Below are 25,526 nucleotides of genomic sequence, written 5' to 3' on the forward strand. Positions count from 1 at the left end.
ACAACGCTTATCGAAAAAAGCTAAAGCGTATCTATGATGAACGCTGCCAGCACCTTAAGCCCGAAGCTTTATTAAGCTTCGGGCTTATTTTTATATCTGTATAATTTAGAATTAAGCCAACATTCTTAAAGCAAAGTAAGGCACTAGATTAAACATAAGAATAAGAACTTTATAATTTGCTAAAAAGTTAAAATACAGCATGTTCAAACCCGTTGTATTCGTGGCCATTAAGCGGCTGTGAATGACTTTTATCTGCGAGTTAAACACCATCACGATAAAAGCTGCACATATCAGTACAGCGATATTAATAGCTGCGCACCAACCCAAAAAACTTGTTACCGTCGCTAAATCTAACATCATGCATGCTCCTGCTTGTGCTCTAGTAGCTCAATACTACTTTACTGCATCAGCAATCCAGTCAGAAAAACCGTCTGGAACAATCAACTCATGCTGCGCACGTGTACACGCAGTGTACAGGCTAGAAAACAAGCGTGCGCGACTGTCTTGATTGTCATGACTGCTCGGCTTCACTAGCAAATCTCTGGAAAGATAAACACTGCTGAACTCCATGTTCTTGCTGTCACTGACTCGCGCCAAAATAATCTTCCCACCCCCCTTGCGCATATGGCGATCCACCGCGGTTTGAAAATCCGCCAGCGTGTAACCTTTCTCCAGCATCCGCGCAATCGCGTCAAAAGACGGGTTACCCGACATCGCCGCAGTCAATGCATCCCAACTCGCATAACGAAAAATCAGACCATGACGTGGCCGTATGCCCTGCTGATAGAGCTCAATACAGTCTTGCGCAAACACCATAAAATCTTTAAAGGTTGAGCGAGCCAATTTAAACGACACACCGGCATGAGTTAAACGCTGAAACCATGCAAACAAATCAAACTCATCGGCGACAATCACCGTTGTTGCCTGCTGTGGAATATGCCAACCACTGTAGTGCTGTAAATGTGTGCATTGGTCAGCGCGACCAGCAAACAGCTCTTTAGTGGCTCCTGGATGCGCTTGAATCAACGGATTAATCACATGCTCAACTTGCTTACCCAATCGCACCGATTGGGTAATGTTGCGCTGGCGAATCACATGATTACGCGCCGCAGCCATGCCATTAAGATTTTGCAACTCGTCACTCAAGGTGATCACTGCCTGCGGGCTACGGTCGAGAATTTGCAGCATGGGCGTGGGAATATCGTGCCCTTCATCAACGATGATATGACTGTATTGGGTATCTAGCACCTCATCGGTCAACGACATCAGTTTGATACGATGGTAGCCACGAATCGGCAGACGGATCTGCGGCTCCGAGGGTTGCACCAACTCAGACCAATAACGCCGCACTGTCTCCAGCAACACCGCGATATCAACAGGAACTAAATTACTGGCAATACCCGCAGGCAAATGCACAACGTCAATCGAGTCGGCATTTGTATTACAAAAGCTGGCCACCGTTCTGACGCAAATACTGGCCACTTGCTCGGCTGATAAATAAGCAATCGCCGGTAGATTGAGCCACTGCACCACCTGCGCATGGGACACCTGCCAGGTTTGCTGTGCGCGGCTTTTATCCTTCAAGCGCCAGCTGTTAGCCAGCAAATTATTGTCGAGCACCTGCGCAACCGCTTGGCCAAAGGTCATCGCTGGAAAATGCTCACCTGCCCTGCTTTTCAGCGCCTGCAACTGCCCAAACGTCTGCGCTAACAGCAAGGTACGCTGCGGCTCAAGTAATTGCGTAAAACGGCTGATTAAATGGGTTTTTCCAGACCCAGCATAACCTTGCACATTAAATGACTCATCGGGCGCCGCAAGAAACTCACGCAGTGCCCGACTTTGTGGATCAGTCACCGACAGTTCGGCCTGATACTCAGCAAAATAAACCTTCTGCAGCGGCATCACTTCTTTTTGATACTCGCTGCTAAAGGTAAACAGCCACTCGCCTTCAGCATCTAAATATCGTTCTTCTGCAGCAGGATGCTCATCATCCAATAAACTGATTTTTAGACCGGCCAACTGCGACAATCCTGCGGACAATTGCTCAATAGAAAAGCGTTCGCCAACCAGTTGTTGAAAGGCCTTTGGCAGCTGCTGGTTAGCTTGATTACCGGCACTGATGATTTGCGCAAACTGGCGCTGCATTGAAGCTAATGGTGCTTGCTGCTGCGCTAGCTTGTCTGCATTTTGAATAAACAACACCGCAGCCAACTGCGGCACAGTGGCTGAATTAAAAAACTCAGGCAACTCACCTTCAGATAAGCGCTGAGCGACTGTGCGGTACAGGGGTAAAAAAATCATTCGGCTCCCGCTGCTGCTTAGTTTTAGGGACTAGTTCCAATCAGCTTAGCTCACTGGCTAAAGATATGTGTAAATCAACTGCCGGTGTAATTTACTCTAACCAAAAATTAGACAGTCGCACCAACACATAGTAGGCACCTCTATTTTCGGCTACCTCGTCAGAGTCAATATTCATTTACTGAGTTCTTACGACAAACACATGAACCTGCATAAACGAAAAATCAGTATCTATGCTTGAGTGGCTACGATATTGCCAATATTCATCACACAAGATTGTTAGCTGCACCTAAAAAACCTTAGACGAATGTGCTCTGCAGTATTCTGAAAAAACAGCTCAACATTAAATAAATAGCACATTAGCTGTGTGACGTGAGTTTTGTAAAATCAACGAGAGGCAGACACTCAAAACCAGGTTTAGCAAACAAGTAGCCCTGCATCAATGCAATACCTGAATCTTGCAACCATTGCATCTCTTCTATTGTTTCAATACCTTCGGCTAAAGGGATGATATTTAAGTCCTTAAACAAGTTTAAAGAGTGCTTAATGATCGATTGTCGTGATTTATCTTTATCAATATTACGAATCAACGCCATATCAAATTTAACAATATTTGTTTGGAAATCTGCCAGCAAGCCCAAGCCAGAATAGCCTGAACCAAAATCAACAATCGCCGTTATAAATCCAGAATTTTTATAATATTCAACGATTTCTTTGACAAAGTTACTGTCATCAATTTTTTCAACTTCAGTAAATTCAAACATAATCTTATCTGTTGAGAAGCCATATTTTTCAGCAGCCTCTAACGTGGTTCGAATGCAGCGCTCTGGTTTATAAATCGCTTTGGGAAGAAAATTTATACTGAGCATGCTGTCCAGTTTTAACTTTGCAGCCAAGGCGATTGCTTTAACGCGGCAGAGCTGATCAAACAAGTAACGATTATCATCATTAACTTTAGAAATAATTGAATAAGCCGACTCATTAGCAAGGCCTCTAACCAGCGCTTCATAGCCAAATATCTGATTGCTTTGGCAGTTAACGATAGGCTGAAAAGCCATGGTGAAATCAAAATCAAGACTGGACTCATCAGAGCATTTAGCACAAGAGAATCTATCGTAAACAATTGATTTTTCTGACATTTCTATACCTCACACACCAAGCAATAACATTAAAACACTGGATCTTGGTGTATCGCAGCATCAAGAAAACCTAAAAACCCCAATAAAAACACAATATAAGCCGCGAGCAACGCTGTGCTGCTTTCCCGCTTAGAACTTTCGGCATCATCAGTATGTAATAAGTTGCCTAAGCAAGAAGCTTTTCTGCATTGCAGATAGGCTTGCTCATAGCAAACCAGCCATTAGCGATCTGATGTATTAAATGCCATCAAGCGTTCTTGCAATTGTTCAAACTCCTCAGTCAACCCTGACATACTGTCGGCAATACGTAAACTTGCCTGTTTACTTTGAATCGCCACCTGCTCAACTTGGGTCGCCTCAGCTAAAAGCTTTTGTGTGCTTTGATCTTGGAGCTCTGAAAGCTGCGCAACGTCTTTACCAAGGACACGCATCGTTTGCAGTGAGGAGCTGATGTTCTCAAAGTTAATCACCACCTCTTGGCTTTTTTGGCTGTTAAGCATAGCTAATTCTGCACTTTGATGGATCGTGTGTACTGATGTTTTTGAACTTTCTTCTAGACGGTAAATAATTTGACTAATACGCTCAGTTGATTGCTTCGAGCGAGTTGCAAGGGAGCGGACTTCATCAGCAACCACTGCGAAACCACGACCCAGCTCTCCTGCCCTAGCGGCCTCAATTGCAGCATTTAAAGCTAATAAATTTGTTTGTTCAGCAATATTTTGTACTTCGCTAATCATGCCAATCGCTGACTGACAATCTGCTGCTAAAGCGTCTACTACTTTGGAAGTCTCTTCAAGAGTTGCAGTAAGCTGCTTTAAGCTCTGCTCTGATTCTTTAACCAATGCGCTACCTGACGACTGCTGTTCTGTAACCTGATTAATCAACACAACAGTTTTCGCTAAGGCATCTTTCTCACTGGCAAAATACTCTAAGTTACGCGTCAATGTCTGGTGCATTTGCTGCGCATCCTGATGGTTTTCAGCAGCACAGCCAAGCAGTTGCTGCGTATCAGTTGTCATGTTGTGCAAAACTTGACTGGTATGTTTTTGCGCGGTTTGTACTTGATGGATAGTGCCATCCATACCCTCTAATAATGCATCCAATAATTTCATTAGAGCATTACGGCCTGTTTTACTATCCACTCGTACTGACAAATCAAGTCGCTGCGGGTCTTTGCGAATGGCTTGCAAGGTTTGTAACAGTGTTTGAGATACAGTCAACAAATTTGCGGCTAAAATTAGCAAATAAATCAGCACTGCTGACTCAATCACCACATAAAAGGCGTGCATCATAACGATGCCCCACGAGTGCATATGATCCGGAAACAAATAAATGGGATAGCCCATGACTTGCAACTGATGAACACCTATATGCAATAACGCGGCAGTAACCGCTGCGGCAACAATAGTGCGCCAGTCTAAATATGCAAACAGAGCTGCAATAAAAACAAAATAGCCAAAATGCGCTTCAATCATGCCTTGTAACTGGTGAACATGCAGGCTGACAAAAACCATCAAAACCATACCCACACCCATCGAAGCAAGGCGACTTCTGACAGAAAAAACTAAAACGGTATTAATTGCAGTCAGCAAACCACCGATGACAATAGCCAACCCCCATGTGTCGTGTTGAGTAGCAAATCCTAAGGACATCGCCCAAGCTAACAGGGTAATTACCCATAAGCTTTTGCCAACATGACCGTGATAATTACCAACAATATTAATGAGACGACTTGGTTTTTTAGAGGAGTAGTCTGCTGGCGTCACGTTGGAACCTCGTCATTAAAGACTGATGCAGCTTAATGGGCTGACAATCATTTTGGAAAAAGGAGAAAAATGAGCTTCACTAAAAATCAAGCTTTAGTGGCTTGAATTGAAAAAAACAGCTAAATACCTGAACTGTATAGGCTTATAGCGTTTATAGCGTTTATAAGAAAATACACTGAAAATTTAATCGTATTTGTTTATCGGTCGCAGATCAGCTTTCTTGAGCTAAAACTATTTTTAAATAACTACGCCTTATTACCCATGCGTCATAAAAGCTCATATCTACTTCTCATCGACCCTTAGGCGAAGGCATTGCAAACAAAGCTCCATCTACAGAGCTGCTCAGCGCAGCAACTTGGATTATGAGCGATAAGTCCAGCGGCATAACAATGAGGATTAAAACAGATCTGACGATTGTTCAGATAATAACGCTGTTACCCATCATGTTATACCCAACCGAAGAGTAAGTCATGAAGGCTGTAGCAGCACAGATTTGTGCCGCACCAATCATGACATCAAAAGTAAGATTAAATATGAGTTTCATGAGCTAAGTGGATAAAAATCAAAATCGGCATGACAACATTAGTCTGAGTCAGTATGATTCTTGCGCTAAAATACTATGCGGCTAGTAGCTTTTTAGTTAACCATTTTTTCTCCGCCCTTAGCTCATTTGGATAGAGCGGTCCCCTCCTAAGGGACAGGTAGCAGGTTCAAGTCCTGCAGGGCGGGCCATACTCATAAAATCACTGCCAATCTTTTAGCGCTTGTTGAGCGGCGCTATTCAGAGGCTTTGCCAGTAAACCGGTTGGCACAAGGTTGACGCTGTACACAGCACCATCAGCGATCGGCAAATAGTTCACGCGCAAGGCACTGGCATCAACGATAAATAAGTCTTTTTGTAAAGTGCGCAACCAATACCAGAAGTCGACACCATACAAACTGCGCGCCAACTCAACTTCGGTGAATTGTGCGAGTTCTTGCTGCTCAATGGCTAAAAAACGACCGCTTAGTGTTTCTAAGCGATAGCCTGGTTGTAAGCCAATCAAATCGGCTAAGCCTTTCCATTTCAGCTGACGTGCATCCAGCTGCCACAAATCGCCATCAAGTAGGAACGTGCGTTCGATGGCACCTTCTAAAATAGTCACTTGGTAGCGTTGCGGTGTTTGTGCTTGCACACTTAAGGTGAATAGCGGTTTGTCTTGTGGGATTTCTTGGTAGGTGCTGATATCGTAAGCCACCAGCCCGCCAACGAGGGCAACAGCCAATAAGCTCAACCCAAACATGCCGCGCAGCCAACCCATCAACCAACGGTCGCCAGTCAGTATTCGGCCAGCAAAAAGTAAGACGATGAACGCCAGTACTGCAAAGCCGATGGCAAGCCCAATAAATTGCATGCAAATTTTCCTTATGGGTGTTTAATAAGTTGGCATTATGCGTGGCTAAAGCACTTTCGTCCAAACTCTGTTCTGTGCGTTGTTACACAGGTTAAGGTTTTTTATGTCTCTGACTCTCAATCTCGTTGCCGAACCACATGTTTTATTGATTTTAGTGGCGGTAGCTTTTATCGCAGGCTTTATTGATGCCATTGCCGGCGGTGGTGGTTTGCTGACGATTCCTGCGCTGCTCATGGCAGGTTTACCGCCTTATTTAGTGTTAGGAACCAATAAACTCTGCGCGACCTTTGGCTCAGCAACGGCAAGTTTTGCTTTTTACCGCAAAGGTTTATTCAATCCTAAACAGTGGCGCAATGGTTTGATCGCAACAGCAATTGGTGCTGTTTTAGGTGCTCTATTGGCCCAGCAATTACCCGCCGAATGGCTGAATCAAATGTTACCGGTAGTGGTCTTTGCTTGCGCTGTGTATTTATTGTTTGGCCGCACACCGCAAGTCAGCGAGAGCAGCACGCCGATTATCAAAACAACACGGCAATGGCCACAAGGTCTAGCGTTAGGCTTTTATGATGGCGTAGCCGGCCCTGGTACTGGCGCGTTTTGGACAGTTAGCACACTACTGCTCTACCCTTTAGATTTACTGCGCGCCAGCGGTGTAGCGCGCTCAATGAACTTTGTCAGTAATGCCGCAGCACTGAGCATGTTTATCATCAGCGGCAATGTCGCATGGGCGTTAGGCATAGGTATGGGAGCTGCGTTAATGCTTGGCGCAGTCGTTGGCGCAAAAGTAGCCATTGGTGGCGGCAATCGCTTAATCCGTCCCGTTTTTATTCTGGTGGTAATGGCACTAGCCGCGCGCTTAGCGTGGCAGCATTGGTTCGGCGTGGCCTAGACGCTGGGCCACATACAAATCAATTAAGTAGCGTGCGATGGAGTTTTGCGCTGGCAATGGCGGTAAGTTGTGAATGCTAAACCACTGCGCATCTTCGATTTCATCGGGCTGTGGAATAATCTCACCGCTGACGTATTGGGCGTGAAAGCCGAGCATCAGTGAGTGTGGAAACGGCCAATTCTGGCTCGCTATATAGCGTATATCAGCAATTTCTATACTGACTTCTTCGCGTACCTCACGGGCAACGCAGTGCTCAACGGTTTCATTGGGTTCTACATAACCTGCCAAAGCACTGTACATGCCGGTTACAAAGCGTGACGAGCGTGCCAGCAGGATTTCATCACCGCGACTGACGACAACAATCATACTGGGCGCTAAACGTGGGTATTGTTGTAACTGACAGCGATGACATTGCATCATGCGATGGCCGACTGCTTGTTGCATGCGTTGCCCACAACTGCCGCAATAACGGTGTTCGCGCGCCCAAGTACCGACCTGACTGGCAAAGCCCAGCAAACGGAACAATGTTAAACGCCCATCGAGCATAAACTGACGCAAGCTCAGCCAGCTAAATCCAGCCAATTGCACCGGCTGCTCAAGCTCAAGCATAAACACCGGCTCGCCATTGAGGTGACCGATGCCCTGTTCAGCAATAATCGTCTCGCTGAGCTGCGCTGTGAGCCACTGACGCGGAAACAGCACACCGTTAGCATCCGCTAGAAAACGCATGCCATGGTGAGCAACCACTAAACCACCTGCACAGGCGGTATCTGGCATGCCTTGCTGCCAATCCAGATCTCCCATCATGGCGTCATGCATTTACGCAGAGGCACCCAGCGCACGTAAGCTTTCATCCGCTAAATCAAGCACGCTGCGGTTTTCTTTTGCCTGCAATAACACGCCGCCTTCAAGGTAATACTCAAGACTAGATAAAGCATCCGCGAGGGTTTCGAGCATATGCTCTGAGGGCATAATCGTGGCTTCAAGCATGTGCTGCTGAATGTAGCGCGCGCAGGCTCCAACCTGCTCAGCAGCACGCTCTTGATCTAAGAACAATAAGCCACCACGCACGTTGAACAAGCTGCTTGGCACATTCGCCAAGTGCATTTTGTCGCCATCAGATTCAAGATATGAAGTAATCGCGCGTTTGGCCAAGCTTAAACCACTTTTTGCTTCATCATTCACGACAATACGTGCTTCTATCAACTGATGTTTAGCAAAAGATTCAGCTTCACTCAGTGGCTCACTCTTCTGACTCTGCGCTTGACGCTCGCCGCGTTCAAGTCCGGCTACCATGCTTTCTACGTACAATAAAGTATCGGCTAACGCTGATAAATCGGCGTGTTCCACAGCTTTACTATCTGTCCAGCTTTCAACCACATTCAAATGTTTTCTCAGTGAATTTGCGGCCGCATTTAAACCTACCATTGCTAAGGTTTTTTCCAACTTAGCAAGAATTAAATGCAAATTGCTGAGCACTTCATTTTGTGCAGTACCGCGTCCAACGAGATCGAGTAAGTCTTTGGCACTAATGATTTCTTCACGAATAGCTGCAGAGAGCGAACGCAGCACGTTTTGTCCCGGACCTGATAAACGCTGATATTCATCGTCAAGCATATGATCGGTGAACGGCAAGGCTGGCAAGTTGGTTAGACGACGCACCTGCTCCGCCAGCTCACCATTGCTGTTCGCCAATGCAATCAGATAAAGCAAGTCTTTGATCACGCCACGCGGAGCGACATAATTACTGCTGTCAGTTTGCAGCTTAATTTCACGATCGACTCGAGCAAAAAGTTGTTTACGACTTTTTTTAGACAGCAATTGCCCATCGGCTTGAGATTCTAGCGCTGCGGAAGCCACCCAATATAAATGACTGACCGGTTGACCGGCATACAAGCGGTCTAAGCGCTGCATAGCACGCATCATTAAACGCAAACTGGCTTGAATATTATCCTCGCGAATAAACGCCAATAAACCGACTTGATACATGTGACGTAAACGCCGTGCTTGTAGCAATACATCAGTAGCACCAGCAGTGCTCGGTGGCACGGCTGGACGCTGAACATCTAGGCGCGCAGCAAAAAAGAAGCTTTCAGGCAAAGGCGCTTGTTTTCCAGCAACTCGCAGCTTATTAATCGCAGGTAACAATAGCTCAGGCATTTCAACCCAATGTGCTTCCAGCTGCTCTAAATAGCTACGCAACACATGCAGGGCGTTATTAATGGCGGTTAACTGATCATTGCGATCGTCTGTTGCTCCCGCCGGAATATCCATTGCCAAGGCGCGAGTCTCTTCTGCCAACTGCTCTGCGCCAGCCAGTTCAACCAATGACAAGATGCCTTTAATTTGCTGCAAATTGCTCACGGCATTTTGCAGCAATGCACCATTGTCTCGAGCCTCAAGAAACTGCTCCAGATACTGCTGTGTTTCCGCCATGGTGGCGAAGAGCTCATCGCGAACCATGCTTAGGGACGTTGCTCCAATAACCATGCCTAGCATCCTGTTCTAAAAATACATTACAAAATATCACACAAGGCTAAAAGGTCTTAATACAGTTAAGTAAGCCTAGCAGTCAAAATCTATTAATCGCATATACTAGCAAGGCTGCACCGGCGAAGTGCAGCTTGTTCTTCAGAGTATGCGGTGTTTAACAATCCCATCACACAGATTCTTGACTTAATCTTTAAACTCTGGGGTTTGCTTGCTCATGTGAGCAGCCATGGCAACACGTAAGTCTTCTGCCTGCAGCATCGCGGCATTCCACGTTGCAATATAATTAAGTCCATCAGCCACCGTATGATCGCGCATATAACGGATCATCTCTTTACTGCCCTGCACTGCAATCGGAGACTTTTGTGCGATCGTGGTAGCAATCGTAAAGACCGCATCCATCAAAGCATCTTGATCAGCATAGGTGCTATTCACTAAGCCAATGCGCTGTGCTTCATCACCCAGTACGGTGCGACCGGTATAGGCCAATTCACGCATCATGCCATCGCCAATAATGTGTGGAAGACGCTGTAACGTGCCGACATCAGCGGTCATACCCACATCAATTTCTTTGATCGCAAACTGCGCATCAACTGTGCTGTAGCGCATATCGCAGGCACTGATTAAATCAATTGCGCCACCCAAGCAATAACCTTGAATTGCTGCCAACACAGGCTTACTGCAATTATCAACGGCATTAAAGGACGACTGTAACTCTTCAATTTTACGTTTCAGTGCGCGTGCGTTACGCCCAACTTCTTTACCGAGTTGGCCACCGACTTGCGCCAGTAGCATCAAATCAATACCGGAAGAAAAGTGCTTGCCGGCACCGGACAAGACAACAACGCGCACTTCAGGCGTTTCTTCAATCCAAGCAAAAATATCGCGGATCTCTGACCAAAAATCAGCATTCATCGCATTAATTTTGTCGGGACGGTTGATTTGCACGTGAGCAACTTTATCGTTTAACTCAACTTTAAACGCTTTGTAATCAGACACGGTGTGATCCCCTAACCAAGATTATTTTTTCAGTGCGTATTCATTTCTTATGTGCGACACACTATAGCAAGCCATCAAAAAATGTCGATAATGCCACAAGTCTTGGCTTTTCTAGAGTCTAATCAAGTTTTCCGCTGAAACTCTTTGAAACACTTGAAATTTGCAACCCTGAAGCAGAGAGTATGCGCATCTTTTTCGGGGATAGAAAAATGTCCAAATCTTTCGCTGCTGCTTTCGGGCGCAACTTCTTAGGGCAGTCGCCCACCTGGTACAAACAAACTATACTTTTCTTCTTAATTATCAACCCCTTAGTGTTTTTAAGCTTAGGCCCAGCAGTGGCTGGTTGGTTATTGGTGGCTGAGTTTATTTTCACTTTAGCCATGGCGCTAAAATGCTACCCATTACAGCCCGGCGGCTTATTAGTGCTGGAAGCAATTCTGATGGGGCTGGCCACACCAGACGCACTTTATGCCGAACTGGTGCATAACTTCCCGGTGATCCTGCTACTGATGTTTATGGTGGCCGGTATTTACTTTATGCAGGATCTGTTGCTGGCGTTGTTTTCACAAATTTTGCTCAAGGTGAAATCTAAGCTGCTGCTGAGTCTAATGTTTTGTGCGCTGGCAGCCTTTCTCTCGGCATTCCTCGATGCGTTAACTGTTACCGCAGTGATTATTAGCGTCGCCGTCGGCTTCTATTCGGTGTACCACAAAGTGGCTTCGGGTAAGAGTCCACGTGAAGACAGCAACTACGGCTCTGACACTGATGTGATTGAACTGCACCGTGAACACCTTGAAGAGTTTCGCTCGTTTTTACGCAGCTTATTGATGCATGCCGCCGTTGGTACTGCTCTAGGCGGCGTCTGTACGCTGGTCGGCGAGCCACAAAACCTGCTGATTGGTAAAACCATGAACTGGGATTTCATCACCTTTTTTAAACACATGGCTCCGATTTCATTGCCAGTGCTCGCGGCTGGTCTAGCTACCTGTGCGATTTTGGAACATTTCAGTTGGTTTGGTTATGGCGCGAAACTGCCCAACCCTGTGCGTAAAATCCTTGCCGACTTTGATCGTGAAGAGCGCAAGCGCCGCACCAACTCACAAAAAGCAGCTTTAGTAGTACAAGCCATTTCTGCCGTTGTGCTGATCCTTGGTTTGGCTTTCCACGTAGCTGAAGTCGGTTTAATCGGTTTATTGATTATTGTTTTAATCACTTCGTTAAACGGCATCACCGACGAGCATCACATTGGCCGTGCATTCCAAGACGCCCTGCCGTTTACCGCATTATTGGTGGTGTTTTTCGCCGTGGTTGCGGTGATCCAGGAACAAGGCTTATTTGCTCCGGTCATTGAGTATGTTCTGAGCATGCCGGTTGATCAGCAGCCTTCGATGCTGTTTATTGCTAACGGTTTCTTATCGGCGATCAGCGATAACGTCTTTGTTGCGACGATTTACATCACTGAAGTTGAAAAAGCCTTCAAAGCCGGACAAATGACGCAAGAGCATTTCGACCTGCTGGCGATTGCGATCAATACCGGGACAAACTTACCCAGTGTGGCGACGCCTAATGGTCAAGCAGCGTTCTTGTTCTTGCTGACCTCAGCGATTGCACCACTGGTGCGCTTATCCTACGGTCGTATGGCTTATATGGCTTTGCCCTACACCATTGTTATGAGCTTACTCGGCTGGTGGGGTATCACTCACTGGGCATAAAAAAACCGCGACAACTGATTTCTAAGTTGTCGCGGTTGGCTTAAAGCCGTATCGCTTTACTCATCCCAGGCCAGCTCAACACCGCTGGCCTTTTTTATCTTCTGCAGAAACGCTTGGTGCGCCTCCAACTCTGCTGCAGTCGCAGTGACCACAGACAAAGGGGCGCGATCAGCGGCAAGACGACTGATTTTAGTCACGCTGACAAAACCACCACCGGCATCACCGCCATCACCGGCCAATGACAAGTTGGTTTGACCACCCGTCATTGCTAGGTAGACTTCAGCAAGAATCTCCGCATCCAGCAAAGCGCCGTGCAGGTCACGTCCCGAGTTATCAACACCATAGCGTTTGCATAAGGCATCGAGGTTGTTACGCTGCCCTGGGTGACGCTCACGTGCCATCACCAAGGTGTCTAAAACGGTGCAATGTTCAGTCACATCGGAGCGATCCGACTGTCCCAACAAAGCAAATTCATTATTGATAAAACCGATATCAAACGCCGCGTTATGAATCACCAACTCTGCGCCTTCGATAAATTCAAAAAACTCATCGGCGATATCTTTAAAACGCGGTTTGTCTTTTAGGTATTCATCAGTAATACCGTGAACCGCAATCGCACCTTCATCAATGGTGCGATCAGGCTGTAGGTAAACATGATAATGGCGCCCAGTAGGCTGGCGGCCCTGCAGTTCAATACAACCAATTTCAATGATACGGTGACCATCGGTGACGGGCATCCCCGTGGTTTCAGTGTCTAAAACGACATATCTCATGCAAACAATTCCTCTACACCACGGTTAGCCAACTGATCGGCACGCTCATTACCTGGATGACCGGTATGACCACGCACCCACTGCCATTCAATCTGATGCCGGGCCACTTGTTCATCAAGCTGCTGCCATAAATCGACATTTTTTACCGGCTGTTTGGCGGCGGTTTTCCAATTGCGTTTTTTCCAATTGGGCATCCACTCTTGAATGCCCTGCATGACATATTTGGAATCCGTCACCAAGCGTACTGGGCAAGATTTTTTCAGCTCCGCCAAGCCTCGAATCGCTGCAGTAAGCTCCATGCGATTATTGGTGGTCTCGCGTTCGCCACCCCACAACTCTAACTCTTTACCTTTGTAGACCAACAATGCACCCCAGCCGCCTGGACCAGGATTACCTTTACAGGCACCGTCGGTAAAAATATCCACTTTATCTGTCATGTTCTTCGCTATGTTTAAAGTTACTTTGATGTGTTGTCTGCGCAGCAACCACGCTGGGCTGCAGTTTTTGCACTTTTAATTTCGATGATTGTACTTGCGGATGCGCACCATGCACCATTTTACGGGCAACTAACATGTAACAGCCACCTAAAGGCGCTTTTTTCGCAGCGCCGTAGCGCTCCAGCCACGACAATTTGTTTTGCACTGCCGAGGCGGTAAATAAAGGTTGGTAAGCAGCAAAACTGCGCTTCTCTAAGGTAAAGCCCAGCACAGCCAACCAATCAGTGATGCGCGCCGGCGGCAAACAATAGGCATGCTTCCAAACGCTACGGGTAAAGTAACGGTAAACACCGAACAAACTCCAAGCATGTGCGCCGACAATCAGCAAATGTCCACCTGGGCGCACGCACTGCGCTGCTTCGCGCAACAGCGCATGCGGTGATAGGGCAAAATCCAAACTGTGTTGCAGTACCACCACATCGACAGCATCCGCAGCAATTGGCCAACGATCTTCAGCACAATGCATCTCCACGTCCAAGCTTCGATCACCCAAGCTGACTTGGTGACGAATACTTGGGGTCGCAATCATGCCAGCCGGCGGATTATAAAACAGCACAAAACTGCCAAAATGCCTGGCCAACTGTGTTTCCAGCAGTTTACTTTCCATGGTACTGAGCAACTGCCCTTTACCGGTTAAAAACCACTGCGCAACAGAGCCCGCTAACACTTTACGCGAGCGCGTCAGAAGCCCAGAAAAACGTTGTAATACCATACACTGCTGCCCACCTAAGTTGACCCTGACCGCGAAAAGCTTAATGACAAACATGCTAAGCTGTCGAAAAGGCTGCTTAGGATCTTGTCATGCTTACGTTTACCGCTTTACCTGCATTTAATGATAACTATATTTGGCTGCTGCAAAACTCCGACACGCTGCATTGTGCAGTGGTTGATCCGGGCGATGCGCAGCCTGTGCTGGATTGGTTAGCCGCCAACCGACAATGGCAATTGACTGACATTCTAATCACCCACCATCATCATGACCATGTCGGCGGTGTCAGCCAACTCAAACAGGCGACTCAAGCCAAAGTAACCGGTCCTGCTCGTGAGAAAATACCCAGTTTAGATCTCGCCGTCGACGAAGGTTCCCAAATCGAGTTGCTTGGTCATACCGTACAGGTTTTTGCGGTGCCCGGACACACGCTGGGTCACGTCGTTTATTTTTCTGACGACACTAAAAATACACCTTGGCTGCTCAGCGGCGATACTTTATTTGCCGGTGGCTGTGGTCGCATCTTCGAAGGCAGCGCTGAGCAAATGTATGCCTCTTTAAGCAAGCTTGCTGCGCTGCCTGATACCACCTTAGTGTATTGCACGCATGAGTACACATTAAGCAACTTACTGTTTGCGGTTGCCGTCGAGCCAGGCAATGCAGAACTGGCTAAGCGCTTGCTGGAGGTGCAGCAATTACGCGAACAGCACCTGATTACTCTACCCAGCAACATTGCCCTAGAAAAAGCCAGCAACCCTTTTCTGCGCTGTCTAGAGCCTTCAGTCAAAGATGCTGCAGAACAAAAAGCGCAAACAACTTTGCAAACCGCCAGCGAAGTGTTTGCAACTTTACGCACATGGAAAGATACATTTTAAGTTCACATAATTGACCAATGAACTTGACCCTAGGGATTGAGCTTCCTAGAATCGCGCAAACTTTCTGAAAAGCATATTGATTGATGCCTGTTATTTGCCGAAACAAACTACAGATAACCCAGCCCATCCGTCGCAATTTTGCACTGGCAATGTTGGCGCTGGTAGTGGCAATAAGCTCAGGTTGCCAGACCTTTAATGGCTCAACTGACGATTCACCCCAAGCATCCAATCAACACCACAAAAGTAAAGATGGTTTTATTGTTGGTCTTGAAAACAACCCTAACTGGGTTAATGATGTTGACACCAACCAAGAAACTGATGCTTGGCAGCGGATTCGCCAAGGCTTTCAGTTACAAGACCATCTAGACAACCCTCGTATTGATCAACAGCGTTTATGGTTTGCCAGCCGCGGCCGTTCAATTGAAATCATCTCTGAGCGCAGCAACCCCTACCTGTTCTACATTATTGAAAGCTTAGAAGCGCGCAATATGCCGCTCGAGTTGGCGCTGCTGCCGATGATTGAAAGTGCCTATGATCCACTGGCCTATTCACGCTCACATGCATCAGGTTTATGGCAGTTTATTCCATCCACTGGTCGTCACTTTAAACTCACGCAAACCCATTGGTACGATGCCCGTCGCGACATTATGGCCTCCACTGAAGCGGCGCTGACCTACCTTGAATACCTGAACAAGATGTTTGATGGTGACTGGTTATTGGCTTTAGCCGCTTATAACGCTGGAGAAGGCACAGTTGGCCGAGCGATTAAGCGCAATATTGATCGTGGCTTACCAACCGACTATTGGAACCTTAATCTGCCTGCAGAAACTCAAGCCTATGTGCCCAAATTACTGGCCGTCGCGCAGATCATTAACGCCCCTGAAGCCTACGGCATCAATCTAAGTCCAGTGGCCAATGAACCCTACTTCACCCAGATTCCATTGAAGCAACAAATGGATATCTCACAGCTCGCACAACTCGCACAAGTCAAAGAAGATCACCTGTTAAAACTCAACCCTGCCTATACCCAGGGAATCACTTTCGGCGGACCTAAACACTTATTAGTACCCACAAAAAGTGCTGAGTTGTTGGCTGCTAAACTAGCCATAATGAAGCCCAGCGACATAGTCCAGTGGCAACAATACACCGTGCGCGGCGGTGATAATTTGTCAGCCATTGCCAATCGCCATTTTGTCACCACAGGCTTAATTAAAGACATCAACAAACTGCCCAACGACAACTTGCGCATTGGTCAAGTACTCAATATTCCGAAAAGCCCAGCCGGTGCTGCTGGCAACTTAGCCCAATACAATCGCCCTGCCGTAGCAAGCCCAAGCCGCCGCTACACAGTGCGTAAAGGCGATACTCTTTCACGCATTGCCGCGCAACATAAAGTTTCAGTGACGGATCTTAAACGCTGGAATAACTTGTCATCCAATGCGCTCAAAATCGGTCAAAACCTCAGTTTAACGGCCAACAGCAACCCGACTGTTCATCGAACCGCAGTGGCTACTTTGTATAAGGTGCGTGCCGGTGATTCACTGTATGGCATTGCCAAGCGCCATAAGGTCAGTTTAAAACAACTACAAAACTGGAACCCAAAAATTAGTACAGCGCTAAAACCTGGACAAACCCTCGCACTCTACCTATAAAAGACTTGCCCCGTTAGTTGAGCCCGATAGTGCCAATCAACCTTAGTGTCTTGATGAATGTATGACGCTGCGCCAGCCGATCAAGTAGACTGTGGATATTGAGTGCCTGTTTTTTATGGATTGTGTGTCTTATGCGCGTGTTTCTTTTTTTCATTGCTGCTGTGCTTTTTAGCCCATCCATCTATGCCAGCTTAGTCACCAAACACGGCTATGCTCAGTTTGAACAACTTAAATATGACGCACAATTCACTCATTTTGACTGGGTCAATCCGCACGCGCCCAAAGGTGGCAGCGTACGCTTAATGGCGTTTGGCACCTTTGATACCCTCAATCCCTACACCTTAAAAGGCACCAGCCCAATCGGCACAGCTGATTTTGCCAGCTATGGCATTAGCGAGTTAAACGAACCTTTAATGGTTGGTAGTGGTAATTACGACCCATCCGGTGATGAAGCAGCCAGCGCGTACGGCCTAATCGCTGAAACAGTGCAATACAATGCCAGTCGCAGTTGGGTAGTGTTCAACTTACGCAAAGAAGCACGCTTTCATGATGGCACGCCAATCACGGCAAAAGATGTGGCGTTTTCTTATCGCACTTTATTAAAGCAAGGCCACCCACAATACCGCACGTATCTGCAAGAAGTGGCGCGGGTCGATATCCTCAGTAGTCATCGCATTCGTTTTGTCTTTAAGCGCGCGGGCAACCCTCTATTGATTTTACGCATTGGCGACTTACCTGTGCTGCCTGAACATTACTGGCGTGATCAAGATTTCAGCCAAACCACCTTTAAAGCGCCGCTGGGCAGTGGCCCTTATAAAATCACCGAAGTAAAACCTGGGCGTGCCTTAGTCTTTGAACGGGTTAAAGACTGGTGGGGAAAAGATCTGCCGGTGAATCGTGGTAAATACAATTTCGATAAAGTCTATGTGGATTTTTATCGTGACAAACATGTTGCTTTTGAAGCCTTTAAAGTTGGCAGTTTTGATTTTTATATTGAGCATCAAGCGAAAAACTGGGCCAATAACTATCGTTTCCCAGACATTGCCAAAGGCCGAGTGATTCGTGCTGAAATTGCTCACCAAATCCCCACGCAAACCCAAGCTTTGTTTATTAATACGCGCCGTGCACAGTTTCACGACCGTGACACACGCGAAGCTTTAACTTTATTATTTGATTTCGAATGGGCCAATAAAACTCTATTCAATAATGCCTATCAGCGCGCCAACAGTTACTACCCTAATAGTGATTTTTCGGCCCGCAATAAACCCAAAGGAGCTGAGTGGTTGCTGCTATCAAAATGGCGTGAGCAGCTGCCTTTAGAGTTATTTCTACAACCTTTTGTCTTAGAGACCACCGAAGGTCGCGGCATTCCACGCGAGACCTTGCGCAAAGCCTTAGGCTTATTGGCCAAAGCTGGCTGGAAAAGCAGTGCCAGTGGTATGAAAAACAAACAAGGTCAAGTCCTTGAACTGGAAATACTTCTGGTTAATCCCAGCTTAGAACGCATTTTGCAGGCCTATATCAACACCCTCAATGAGGTTGGCATCAACGCCCGCATGCGCACCGTTGATCGTGCTCAATTTAAGCAACGCTTGGATAACTTTGACTTTGATTTAACCTTATTAACCTTGCCGCAAACGCTAAGCCCCGGCCTTGAACAATGGCAGTATTTTCACTCATCACAAGCAATGGTAAAAGGTAGCAAGAATTACGCAGGGATTAACAGTCCGGTAATTGATGAGCTACTCGATCATTTACTCAATGCAAAAACCTATAATGAGCAGCGCACTGCGGCCCGCGCGCTGGACCGTGCCTTACTGTGGAACTACTACAGTATTCCCAACTGGTATATTAGCCACCACCGTATTGCTTACCAAAACCGTTTTGAATTTGTGCGCATTCCACCTTACACCTTGGGCTTGCGTGCTTGGTGGTTAAAACCTTCGGAGATCAAATGATGCTGACTGCCTTGCGTCGTGGTTGTTTATCACTCTGCGTCTTAGTCTGTAGCACGGCTGCATTGGCCGAGCCGCAACATGCCATGACGTTGTACGATGAAGCGCCTAAATATCCAAGCGACTTCACTCATTTTGACTACACCAATCCAGATGCGCCAAAAGGTGGCACCTTGCGTTTGGCCGGCCTCAATGGCTTTGACAGCCTTAATCCTTTTATTCCTAAAGGCAATGCCGGCGATCAGATTGGTTTACTTTACGACACCCTCACCTACCATTCCGCCGATGAGCCTTTTACTGAATACGGCCTGCTCGCTGAGCGTATTGAAAAAGCCGATGACCACAGCTTTGTCCGCTTTTATTTAAACCCCAAAGCACGCTTTAATGATGGTCAGCCGGTGACCGCTGAAGATGTGCTGTTCACCTTTAACACCCTGATCGAAAAAGGCCATCCGCTGTATCGCCATTATTATGCTGATGTTGCTGAAGTGGTGGTGGAAAATCCACTGCAAGTACGCTTTGATTTTAAGCACAGTAATAACCGCGAATTACCCCTGATTTTAGGTCAGCTACAAATCTTGCCAAAACATTGGTGGGCAGAACGCGATTTCACTAAAACCAGCTTAACCGCGCCGTTAGGCAGTGGCCCGTACCGTCTAGTGCAGGTCGATGCCGGACGCAGTTTGCGCTATGAGCGGGTAAAAGACTGGTGGGGCAAAGATCTCCCGGTGTCGCGCGGACTTTACAATTTCAACACCATCTATATTGATTATTACCGCGATATGTCAGTCGCGCTAGAAGCCTTTAAAGCCGGTCAGTTTGATTTCAACCTGGAATACTCGGCTAAAGATTGGGCCACTGGTTACAACTCTCCAGCACTGCGCAGCGGTGCGATTATCAAAAAGTCGATTAAGAACCACAACCCTGTCGGCATGCAGGGTTTTACTTTTAATTTACGCAAAAAAATGTTTCAAGACCCGCGCGTACGCCAAGCATTAAGCCTGTTATTTGATTTTGAGTGGACCAATAAACAGCTTTTTTATAGCTCTTATATCCGTACCCAAAGCTATTTTGAAAACTCGGAACTGGCAGCTCGTGGCTTACCTTCAGAAGAAGAACTGGCGATTTTAGAGCCACTACGCGGTTCGATTCCTGAGCAAGTGTTTACCCAGGCTTACCAAACGCCGATCAGTGATGGCAGTGGCATTATTCGTGAGCGCCGTTTAGAAGCTTATCGCCTGCTGCAAGAAGCCGGCTACCGCATTGAAAATGATCAGATGGTCAATGCTGAGGGTGAGCCGCTAGCTTTTGAGTTTATTATTGCTCAAGCCAACTTAGAGCGTGTCCTTCTACCCTTTAAGCGCAATCTTGCCGAACTGGGCATTGAGATGACCATTCGCCGCGCCGATGTATCACAATACATCAACCGCATGCGCTCGCGGGATTTTGAGATGACCTCAAGTATTTGGTCGCAATCCAATTCACCGGGCAATGAACAACGGGACTTTTGGCATTCCAGCAGTGTCGATAACCCCGGCAGCCGCAACTTTATTGGCCTGCAAGATCCTGCCATCGACAGCTTAGTTGAAGGTCTTATCAACGCGCCAAGCCGCGCCAGTTTAATCACCCATGCGCGCGCGTTGGATCGGGTTTTACTCTGGGGCCATTACGTGATTCCAAACTACTACATCGACACTTGGCGGACAGCCTACTGGCAACACTTGGCACAACCCGAAGTGGCACCTTTGTATGATTACGGCTTAATGACCTGGTGGATTAAACCTGACGCAGCCCACCCCTCTACTGCGGCGGACGAATAACTATGCTGGCGTATATTTTTCGGCGTTTATTGCTGATCATTCCCACTTTGCTGGGCATTTTAGTGGTCAACTTTATTATTATTCAGGCAGCACCTGGCGGCCCTGTAGAACAAATGATTGCCAAACTGGAAGGCTTTGACGCAGCAGCAGGCGGAGCCACTGGGCGTATTTCCGGCGGTGGCTCGGAAGTTTCTAGTAGCGCCTCAGCCAACTATCGAGGCGCGCAAGGTTTAGATCCTGAGCTGATCTTGGAAATCGAGAAGATGTATGGCTTTGATAAGCCGGCCATCGAGCGCTTTTGGATTATGCTAAAAAACTATGCGCACTTTGATTTTGGCAACAGTTTCTTCCGCGATGCCAAGGTGACTGATTTAATTCTTGAAAAAATGCCCGTCTCAATCTCGTTAGGGCTCTGGAGTACGCTGTTGATGTATATGATTTCCATACCGCTGGGGATCAGTAAAGCCGTACGCCACGGCAGCGCGTTTGATGTTTGGACCAGTTCGGCGATTATTTTAGGCTATGCGATCCCGGCCTTCTTGTTTGCAATTTTATTGGTGGTGGTGTTTGCCGGCGGTAGCTATTTAAGCTGGTTTCCGCTGCGCGGCCTGACCTCCAATAATTTTGAAGAGCTAAGCTTACTCGGTAAGCTCGGCGACTACTTCTGGCACTTAGCCTTGCCGGTCACCGCTCTGGTGATTGGTAACTTTGCCACGCTGACTTTACTGACTAAAAACAGTTTCTTGGATGAAATCAACAAGCAGTATGTGACCACCGCACGTGCCAAAGGCTTGCCAGAAAATAAAGTCTTGTACGGCCATGTATTTCGTAATGCCATGCTGATTATTATTGCCGGCTTCCCTGCGGCCTTTATCGGCATGTTTTTCACCGGCTCACTGCTAATTGAAGTGATTTTCTCGCTCGATGGCTTGGGTTTACTGAGTTTTGAAGCGGCAATTAATCGCGATTATCCGGTAGTGTTTGGTACGTTATTCTTATTCACTTTACTGGGTTTGCTGGTTAAATTAATCGGTGATATTACCTACACCTTGGTCGATCCGCGCATCGACTTCAGCAGTCGGGGGAACTGATATGGCGCTTTCTCCGATCAACCAACGCCGTTTTGCGCTGTTCAAAGAACATAAGCGCGGCTGGTTTTCCTTATGGATCTTTCTCGGTTTATTTATTCTATCGCTGGGCGCAGAGTTCATTGCCAACGATAAACCGCTGCTGGTGCAGTATGACGGTGCACTGTACTTTCCAGTGCTCAAGCGTTATCCAGAAACTGCTTTCGGTGGCGAGTTTCCGTTACAAGCCAATTATAAAAGCCCATATATCGAAGAGCTGATCGCGGAAAAAGATGGTTGGATGCTGTGGCCGATCATTCCATTTAACTACTCCAGCATCAATTACGATCTGCAAGTGCCAGCCCCAGCACCGCCCTCGTCGCAAAACTGGCTGGGCACCGATGACCAAGGCCGTGATGTCTTGGCTAGGGTGATTTACGGCTTCCGTATTTCGGTGTTATTTGCTCTGACATTAACCTTAGTCAGCTCAGTGATTGGCGTCTTTGTTGGCGCTTTGCAGGGCTTTTATGGTGGATGGGTAGATTTGGTCGGCCAGCGCTTTTTAGAAGTCTGGTCGGGACTGCCGGTCCTGTACCTGTTGATTATTATGGCCAGCTTTATTCAGCCTAATTTCTGGTGGCTACTGGGAATCATGTTGTTATTTTCTTGGATGAGCTTGGTTGATTTGGTTCGCGCGGAGTTTTTACGTGGCCGTAATCTGGAATATGTTCGTGCGGCACGCGCCTTAGGCATGCAAAACAGTGCGATTATGTTCCGCCATATTCTGCCCAACGCGATGGTCTCAACCATTACTTTCTTGCCTTTTATTTTAACTGGCGCAATTGGCACATTAACCGCTTTGGATTTCTTAGGTTTTGGTTTACCGCCAGGCTCACCCTCACTGGGTGAATTGGTGGCGCAAGGTAAATCCAACTTACAGGCACCTTGGCTGGGTATCAGCGCTTTTACGGTCTTGGCATTGATGCTGAGTTTATTAGTATTTATTGGTGAGGCTGCCCGTGATGCATTCGACCCAAGAAAATAAAGTGGAACAACTGCTCAGCATTGAAGACTTATCCGTTGAGTTTATCAGCGGCGAGAACGTACAGCGCGCAGTCAACAACATCAGTTTCAGCATTCATAAAGGTGAAACACTGGCGCTGGTTGGCGAAAGTGGTTCAGGCAAGTCGGTCACTGCGCACTCTATTTTGCGCTTACTGCCCTACCCGTTGGCACGTCATCCCAGCGGTAAGATTATCTATCAAGGCAAGGACTTGCTTGCTGCTGCGCCAGAGTATTTGCGTAAAGTACGCGGCAACCGCATTGCGATGATTTTCCAAGAGCCGATGAGTTCGCTCAATCCTTTGCACACCATCGAAAAGCAGATCAATGAAATCCTGATTTTGCATAAAGGGATGAACGCCAAGCAAGCCTCAGTGCGCACACTAGAGCTACTTACTCTGGTCGAGATACCCAACCCCGCGCAGCGCATGAATTCCTACCCACACGAACTGTCTGGCGGACAACGTCAGCGTGTGATGATTGCCATGGCACTCGCCAATGAGCCGGAACTGCTGATTGCTGATGAACCGACTACGGCGCTGGACGTTACTGTGCAGCAAACTATTTTAGAACTGCTCAGCGATTTACAAGAGCGTCTTGGCATGTCGATCTTATTGATCAGCCATGACTTGAACTTAGTGCGGCGCGTCGCCCATCGTGTTTGCGTGATGCGCAACGGCGAAATTGTTGAGCAAGCCGCATGCGCTGAGATTTTTAGCAACCCACAGCACCCCTATACGCAAGAACTGCTCGGCGCTGAGCCAAGCGGCACGCCAGTTCCGCATAGCCCGAGCGAGACGCTATTGGAAACCCGCGATTTACGTGTTTGGTTTCCGATCAAAAAAGGTATTTTTCAGCGCACTGCCGATTATATTAAAGCTGTTGATGGCATTAGTTTCACCTTGCAGCGCGGACAAACCCTTGGCGTCGTCGGCGAAAGCGGATCAGGTAAATCGACCCTAGGTTTAGCAATTTTGCGGCTAATCAATAGTAAAGGCGGCATTTTTTACGCAGGCAATGCCATCGACCAACTCTCGCAAAAAGAAATCCGACCACTGCGCCGCGACATTCAAGTGGTTTTTCAAGACCCATTTGGTAGCCTGAGCCCAAGAATGAGCGTCTCAGATATCATTGGCGAAGGTTTGCATATCCACAAGATGGGCAATGCACAGGAACAAGAGCAAGCAATCATCGCTGCGTTGCAAGAAGTGGGCCTCGATCCAGACACACGGCACCGCTATCCCCATGAATTTTCTGGGGGACAACGGCAACGTATTGCGATTGCGCGCGCCTTGGTACTGAAGCCGAAGCTGATTGTTTTAGATGAACCCACCTCAGCGCTGGACCGCACTGTACAGCGTCAAGTGGTGGAATTGCTGCGTAATTTGCAGCTGAAATACAATTTGACCTATGTGTTTATTAGCCATGACTTGGCAGTGGTCAAAGCCCTCAGTCACCATTTATTGGTGATGCGTCAGGGGCAAGTGATTGAACAAGGTGCTGCAGCAAGTATTTTTGCAGCGCCGCAACAAACCTATACACAGCAGTTGCTCGCAGCGGCATTTATAAATAGCTCGCAGCAGCAAACGCATGATTATTGATTGAAGAAGAGGAAGTATCATGGGTTTCATGACCGGTAAACGCGTTTTAATCGTTGGCGTAGCCAGCAAATTATCCATTGCTTCAGGCATTGCAGCCGCCATGCACCGCGAAGGCGCAGAGTTGGCTTTCACCTATCAAAATGAAAAGCTGCAAAAGCGTGTTGAAGGCTTTGCCGAAACCTGGGGCTCATCCGCTGACCTGTGCTTCCCTTGCGATGTTGCTAATGATGACGATATTGACAACGTATTTACTGAACTGGCGAAAAAGTGGGACGGTTTAGACTGTATCGTGCACTCAGTCGGTTTTGCCCCAGGCGATCAACTCGACGGCGACTTTACTGAAGTCACCACCCGCGAAGGCTTTAAGATTGCTCACGATATCAGCGCCTATAGCTTTATTGCTTTAGCTAAAGCCGGTCGCAGCATGATGCAAGGCCGCAATGGTAGCTTACTGACCCTAACTTACTTAGGTGCAGAGCGCACCATGCCGAACTACAACGTTATGGGCATGGCTAAAGCCAGCCTAGAGGCCGGTGTGCGTTACTTAGCCGGTAGCTTAGGTGCTGAAGGCACTCGCGTGAATGCGGTCTCTGCAGGTCCGATCCGCACCCTCGCCGCATCTGGCATTAAGAGCTTTCGTAAAATGCTCGCTGCCAATGAGAAACAAACCCCTTTGCGTCGCAACGTGACCATTGATGAAGTCGGTAATGCCGGTGCATTTTTATGCTCGGACTTAGCCTCAGGTATCAGCGGTGAAATCATGTACGTCGATGGTGGCTTCAATACCACGGCGATGGGTAACATCGAAGAAGACTGAGTTTTCTCAAA

General features: G+C 47.4%; 21 protein-coding genes and 1 tRNA gene. 11 read left to right on the plus strand and 11 right to left on the minus strand.

Features of this window, described 5'->3' with window-relative positions; all coding sequences use genetic code 11:
* Window positions 1-111: 111 nt before the first annotated feature.
* From H591_RS0104515 to H591_RS0104530, 4 genes are all read right to left on the minus strand, one after another.
* A complete protein-coding gene (locus H591_RS0104515) occupies window positions 112-360 on the minus strand; it encodes a DUF6868 family protein (RefSeq protein WP_022965761.1) in 249 nt (82 codons plus the stop codon).
* A gap of 33 nt (window positions 361-393) precedes the next feature.
* On the minus strand, window positions 394-2,301 hold the full coding sequence (locus H591_RS0104520; RefSeq protein WP_022965762.1) for an AAA family ATPase: 1,908 nt from the start codon (window positions 2,299-2,301) through the stop codon (window positions 394-396).
* 356 nt (window positions 2,302-2,657) lie between these two features.
* Window positions 2,658-3,437, minus strand: a complete 780-nt coding sequence (locus H591_RS0104525; RefSeq protein ID WP_022965763.1) for an EAL domain-containing protein — start codon at window positions 3,435-3,437, stop codon at window positions 2,658-2,660.
* A 221-nt stretch (window positions 3,438-3,658) separates the two neighbouring features.
* A complete protein-coding gene (locus tag H591_RS0104530) occupies window positions 3,659-5,203 on the minus strand; it encodes a methyl-accepting chemotaxis protein (protein WP_022965764.1) in 1,545 nt (514 codons plus the stop codon).
* A gap of 655 nt (window positions 5,204-5,858) precedes the next feature.
* Here H591_RS0104530 and H591_RS0104535 point away from each other — a divergent pair.
* Window positions 5,859-5,935, plus strand: a tRNA-Arg gene (locus tag H591_RS0104535).
* Window positions 5,936-5,946: 11 nt separating this feature from the next.
* On the opposite strand, the gene H591_RS0104540 is transcribed toward H591_RS0104535, so the two are convergent.
* A complete protein-coding gene (locus H591_RS0104540; RefSeq protein ID WP_022965765.1) occupies window positions 5,947-6,597 on the minus strand; it encodes a hypothetical protein in 651 nt (216 codons plus the stop codon).
* A gap of 103 nt (window positions 6,598-6,700) precedes the next feature.
* Between H591_RS0104540 and H591_RS0104545 the strand changes: the two genes are divergently transcribed.
* Complete coding sequence (locus H591_RS0104545) at window positions 6,701-7,486, plus strand: TSUP family transporter (RefSeq protein ID WP_022965766.1); 786 nt, start codon at window positions 6,701-6,703, stop codon at window positions 7,484-7,486.
* On the opposite strand, the gene nudC is transcribed toward H591_RS0104545, so the two are convergent.
* The 3 genes from nudC to H591_RS0104560 form a co-directional block, all read right to left on the minus strand.
* Complete coding sequence (nudC, locus tag H591_RS0104550) at window positions 7,454-8,293, minus strand: NAD(+) diphosphatase (protein WP_028244180.1); 840 nt, start codon at window positions 8,291-8,293, stop codon at window positions 7,454-7,456. The genes H591_RS0104545 and nudC overlap by 33 nt on opposite strands.
* A 12-nt stretch (window positions 8,294-8,305) precedes the next feature.
* A complete protein-coding gene (locus H591_RS0104555; protein ID WP_022965768.1) occupies window positions 8,306-9,976 on the minus strand; it encodes a hypothetical protein in 1,671 nt (556 codons plus the stop codon).
* A gap of 186 nt (window positions 9,977-10,162) precedes the next feature.
* Window positions 10,163-10,975: a crotonase/enoyl-CoA hydratase family protein gene (locus H591_RS0104560; RefSeq protein ID WP_022965769.1), complete on the minus strand. Its 813-nt coding sequence runs from the start codon at window positions 10,973-10,975 to the stop codon at window positions 10,163-10,165.
* Between the two features lie 209 nt (window positions 10,976-11,184).
* Here H591_RS0104560 and nhaB point away from each other — a divergent pair, with 209 nt between their 5' ends.
* On the plus strand, window positions 11,185-12,687 hold the full coding sequence (gene nhaB, locus H591_RS0104565; RefSeq protein WP_022965770.1) for a sodium/proton antiporter NhaB: 1,503 nt from the start codon (window positions 11,185-11,187) through the stop codon (window positions 12,685-12,687).
* A 56-nt stretch (window positions 12,688-12,743) separates the two neighbouring features.
* On the opposite strand, the gene dnaQ is transcribed toward nhaB, so the two are convergent.
* Genes dnaQ through H591_RS14845 form a run of 3 tightly spaced genes read right to left on the minus strand, consistent with a single transcriptional unit; the run spans window position 12,744 to window position 14,669 of the window.
* Window positions 12,744-13,460 (minus strand): DNA polymerase III subunit epsilon, encoded by a 717-nt coding sequence (gene dnaQ / locus H591_RS0104570; protein WP_022965771.1) that lies wholly within the window; start codon window positions 13,458-13,460, stop codon window positions 12,744-12,746.
* Window positions 13,457-13,897, minus strand: a complete 441-nt coding sequence (gene rnhA / locus H591_RS0104575; RefSeq protein WP_022965772.1) for a ribonuclease HI — start codon at window positions 13,895-13,897, stop codon at window positions 13,457-13,459. Before rnhA ends, dnaQ begins: the two co-directional genes overlap by 4 nt.
* Window positions 13,887-14,669, minus strand: a complete 783-nt coding sequence (locus H591_RS14845) for a class I SAM-dependent methyltransferase (RefSeq protein WP_169337553.1) — start codon at window positions 14,667-14,669, stop codon at window positions 13,887-13,889. The genes rnhA and H591_RS14845 overlap by 11 nt, the downstream gene beginning before the upstream one ends.
* Window positions 14,670-14,758: 89 nt before the next feature.
* Between H591_RS14845 and gloB the strand changes: the two genes are divergently transcribed.
* From gloB to fabI, 8 genes are all read left to right on the plus strand, one after another.
* A complete protein-coding gene (gene gloB, locus H591_RS0104585; RefSeq protein WP_022965774.1) occupies window positions 14,759-15,541 on the plus strand; it encodes a hydroxyacylglutathione hydrolase in 783 nt (260 codons plus the stop codon).
* An 83-nt stretch (window positions 15,542-15,624) separates the two neighbouring features.
* Entirely contained in the window at window positions 15,625-17,193 is a 1,569-nt protein-coding gene (locus H591_RS0104590; RefSeq protein WP_022965775.1) for a lytic transglycosylase, read from the plus strand.
* Window positions 17,194-17,324: 131 nt separating this feature from the next.
* Window positions 17,325-19,151: an extracellular solute-binding protein gene (locus H591_RS0104595; protein WP_022965776.1), complete on the plus strand. Its 1,827-nt coding sequence runs from the start codon at window positions 17,325-17,327 to the stop codon at window positions 19,149-19,151.
* Window positions 19,151-20,968, plus strand: a complete 1,818-nt coding sequence (locus H591_RS0104600; RefSeq protein ID WP_028244182.1) for an extracellular solute-binding protein — start codon at window positions 19,151-19,153, stop codon at window positions 20,966-20,968. Before H591_RS0104595 ends, H591_RS0104600 begins: the two co-directional genes overlap by 1 nt.
* 2 nt (window positions 20,969-20,970) lie before the next feature.
* Window positions 20,971-22,059: a microcin C ABC transporter permease YejB gene (locus tag H591_RS0104605; RefSeq protein ID WP_022965778.1), complete on the plus strand. Its 1,089-nt coding sequence runs from the start codon at window positions 20,971-20,973 to the stop codon at window positions 22,057-22,059.
* 1 nt (window position 22,060) lies between these two features.
* Window positions 22,061-23,080: an ABC transporter permease gene (locus tag H591_RS0104610; protein WP_022965779.1), complete on the plus strand. Its 1,020-nt coding sequence runs from the start codon at window positions 22,061-22,063 to the stop codon at window positions 23,078-23,080.
* Entirely contained in the window at window positions 23,058-24,698 is a 1,641-nt protein-coding gene (locus H591_RS0104615) for an ABC transporter ATP-binding protein (protein ID WP_022965780.1), read from the plus strand. Before H591_RS0104610 ends, H591_RS0104615 begins: the two co-directional genes overlap by 23 nt.
* A 19-nt stretch (window positions 24,699-24,717) precedes the next feature.
* Window positions 24,718-25,515 carry an enoyl-ACP reductase FabI gene (fabI, locus tag H591_RS0104620; RefSeq protein WP_022965781.1) on the plus strand — a complete coding sequence of 266 codons (798 nt, stop codon included), beginning with the start codon at window positions 24,718-24,720 and terminating at the stop codon, window positions 25,513-25,515.
* Window positions 25,516-25,526: the final 11 nt, after the last annotated feature.

Source organism: Denitrificimonas caeni DSM 24390, from assembly GCF_000421765.1.
Classification (GTDB): domain Bacteria; phylum Pseudomonadota; class Gammaproteobacteria; order Pseudomonadales; family Pseudomonadaceae; genus Denitrificimonas; species Denitrificimonas caeni.

What these genes read in the sequence shown, in the direction of transcription:
- H591_RS0104515 (WP_022965761.1), bottom strand. Translation starts at nt 360, where the DNA reads ATGATGTTAGATTTAGCGACGGTAACAAGTTTTTTGGGTTGGTGCGCA.
- H591_RS0104520 (WP_022965762.1), bottom strand. Translation starts at nt 2,301, where the DNA reads ATGATTTTTTTACCCCTGTACCGCACAGTCGCTCAGCGCTTATCTGAA.
- H591_RS0104525 (WP_022965763.1), bottom strand. Translation starts at nt 3,437, where the DNA reads ATGTCAGAAAAATCAATTGTTTACGATAGATTCTCTTGTGCTAAATGC.
- H591_RS0104540 (WP_022965765.1), bottom strand. Translation starts at nt 6,597, where the DNA reads ATGCAATTTATTGGGCTTGCCATCGGCTTTGCAGTACTGGCGTTCATC.
- H591_RS0104545 (WP_022965766.1), top strand. Translation starts at nt 6,701, where the DNA reads ATGTCTCTGACTCTCAATCTCGTTGCCGAACCACATGTTTTATTGATT.
- nudC (WP_028244180.1), bottom strand. Translation starts at nt 8,293, where the DNA reads ATGATGGGAGATCTGGATTGGCAGCAAGGCATGCCAGATACCGCCTGT.
- H591_RS0104555 (WP_022965768.1), bottom strand. Translation starts at nt 9,976, where the DNA reads ATGGTTATTGGAGCAACGTCCCTAAGCATGGTTCGCGATGAGCTCTTC.
- nhaB (WP_022965770.1), top strand. Translation starts at nt 11,185, where the DNA reads ATGTCCAAATCTTTCGCTGCTGCTTTCGGGCGCAACTTCTTAGGGCAG.
- dnaQ (WP_022965771.1), bottom strand. Translation starts at nt 13,460, where the DNA reads ATGAGATATGTCGTTTTAGACACTGAAACCACGGGGATGCCCGTCACC.
- rnhA (WP_022965772.1), bottom strand. Translation starts at nt 13,897, where the DNA reads ATGACAGATAAAGTGGATATTTTTACCGACGGTGCCTGTAAAGGTAAT.
- H591_RS14845 (WP_169337553.1), bottom strand. Translation starts at nt 14,669, where the DNA reads ATGGTATTACAACGTTTTTCTGGGCTTCTGACGCGCTCGCGTAAAGTG.
- gloB (WP_022965774.1), top strand. Translation starts at nt 14,759, where the DNA reads ATGCTTACGTTTACCGCTTTACCTGCATTTAATGATAACTATATTTGG.
- H591_RS0104590 (WP_022965775.1), top strand. Translation starts at nt 15,625, where the DNA reads ATGCCTGTTATTTGCCGAAACAAACTACAGATAACCCAGCCCATCCGT.
- H591_RS0104595 (WP_022965776.1), top strand. Translation starts at nt 17,325, where the DNA reads ATGCGCGTGTTTCTTTTTTTCATTGCTGCTGTGCTTTTTAGCCCATCC.
- H591_RS0104600 (WP_028244182.1), top strand. Translation starts at nt 19,151, where the DNA reads ATGCTGACTGCCTTGCGTCGTGGTTGTTTATCACTCTGCGTCTTAGTC.
- H591_RS0104605 (WP_022965778.1), top strand. Translation starts at nt 20,971, where the DNA reads ATGCTGGCGTATATTTTTCGGCGTTTATTGCTGATCATTCCCACTTTG.
- H591_RS0104610 (WP_022965779.1), top strand. Translation starts at nt 22,061, where the DNA reads ATGGCGCTTTCTCCGATCAACCAACGCCGTTTTGCGCTGTTCAAAGAA.
- H591_RS0104615 (WP_022965780.1), top strand. Translation starts at nt 23,058, where the DNA reads ATGCATTCGACCCAAGAAAATAAAGTGGAACAACTGCTCAGCATTGAA.
- fabI (WP_022965781.1), top strand. Translation starts at nt 24,718, where the DNA reads ATGGGTTTCATGACCGGTAAACGCGTTTTAATCGTTGGCGTAGCCAGC.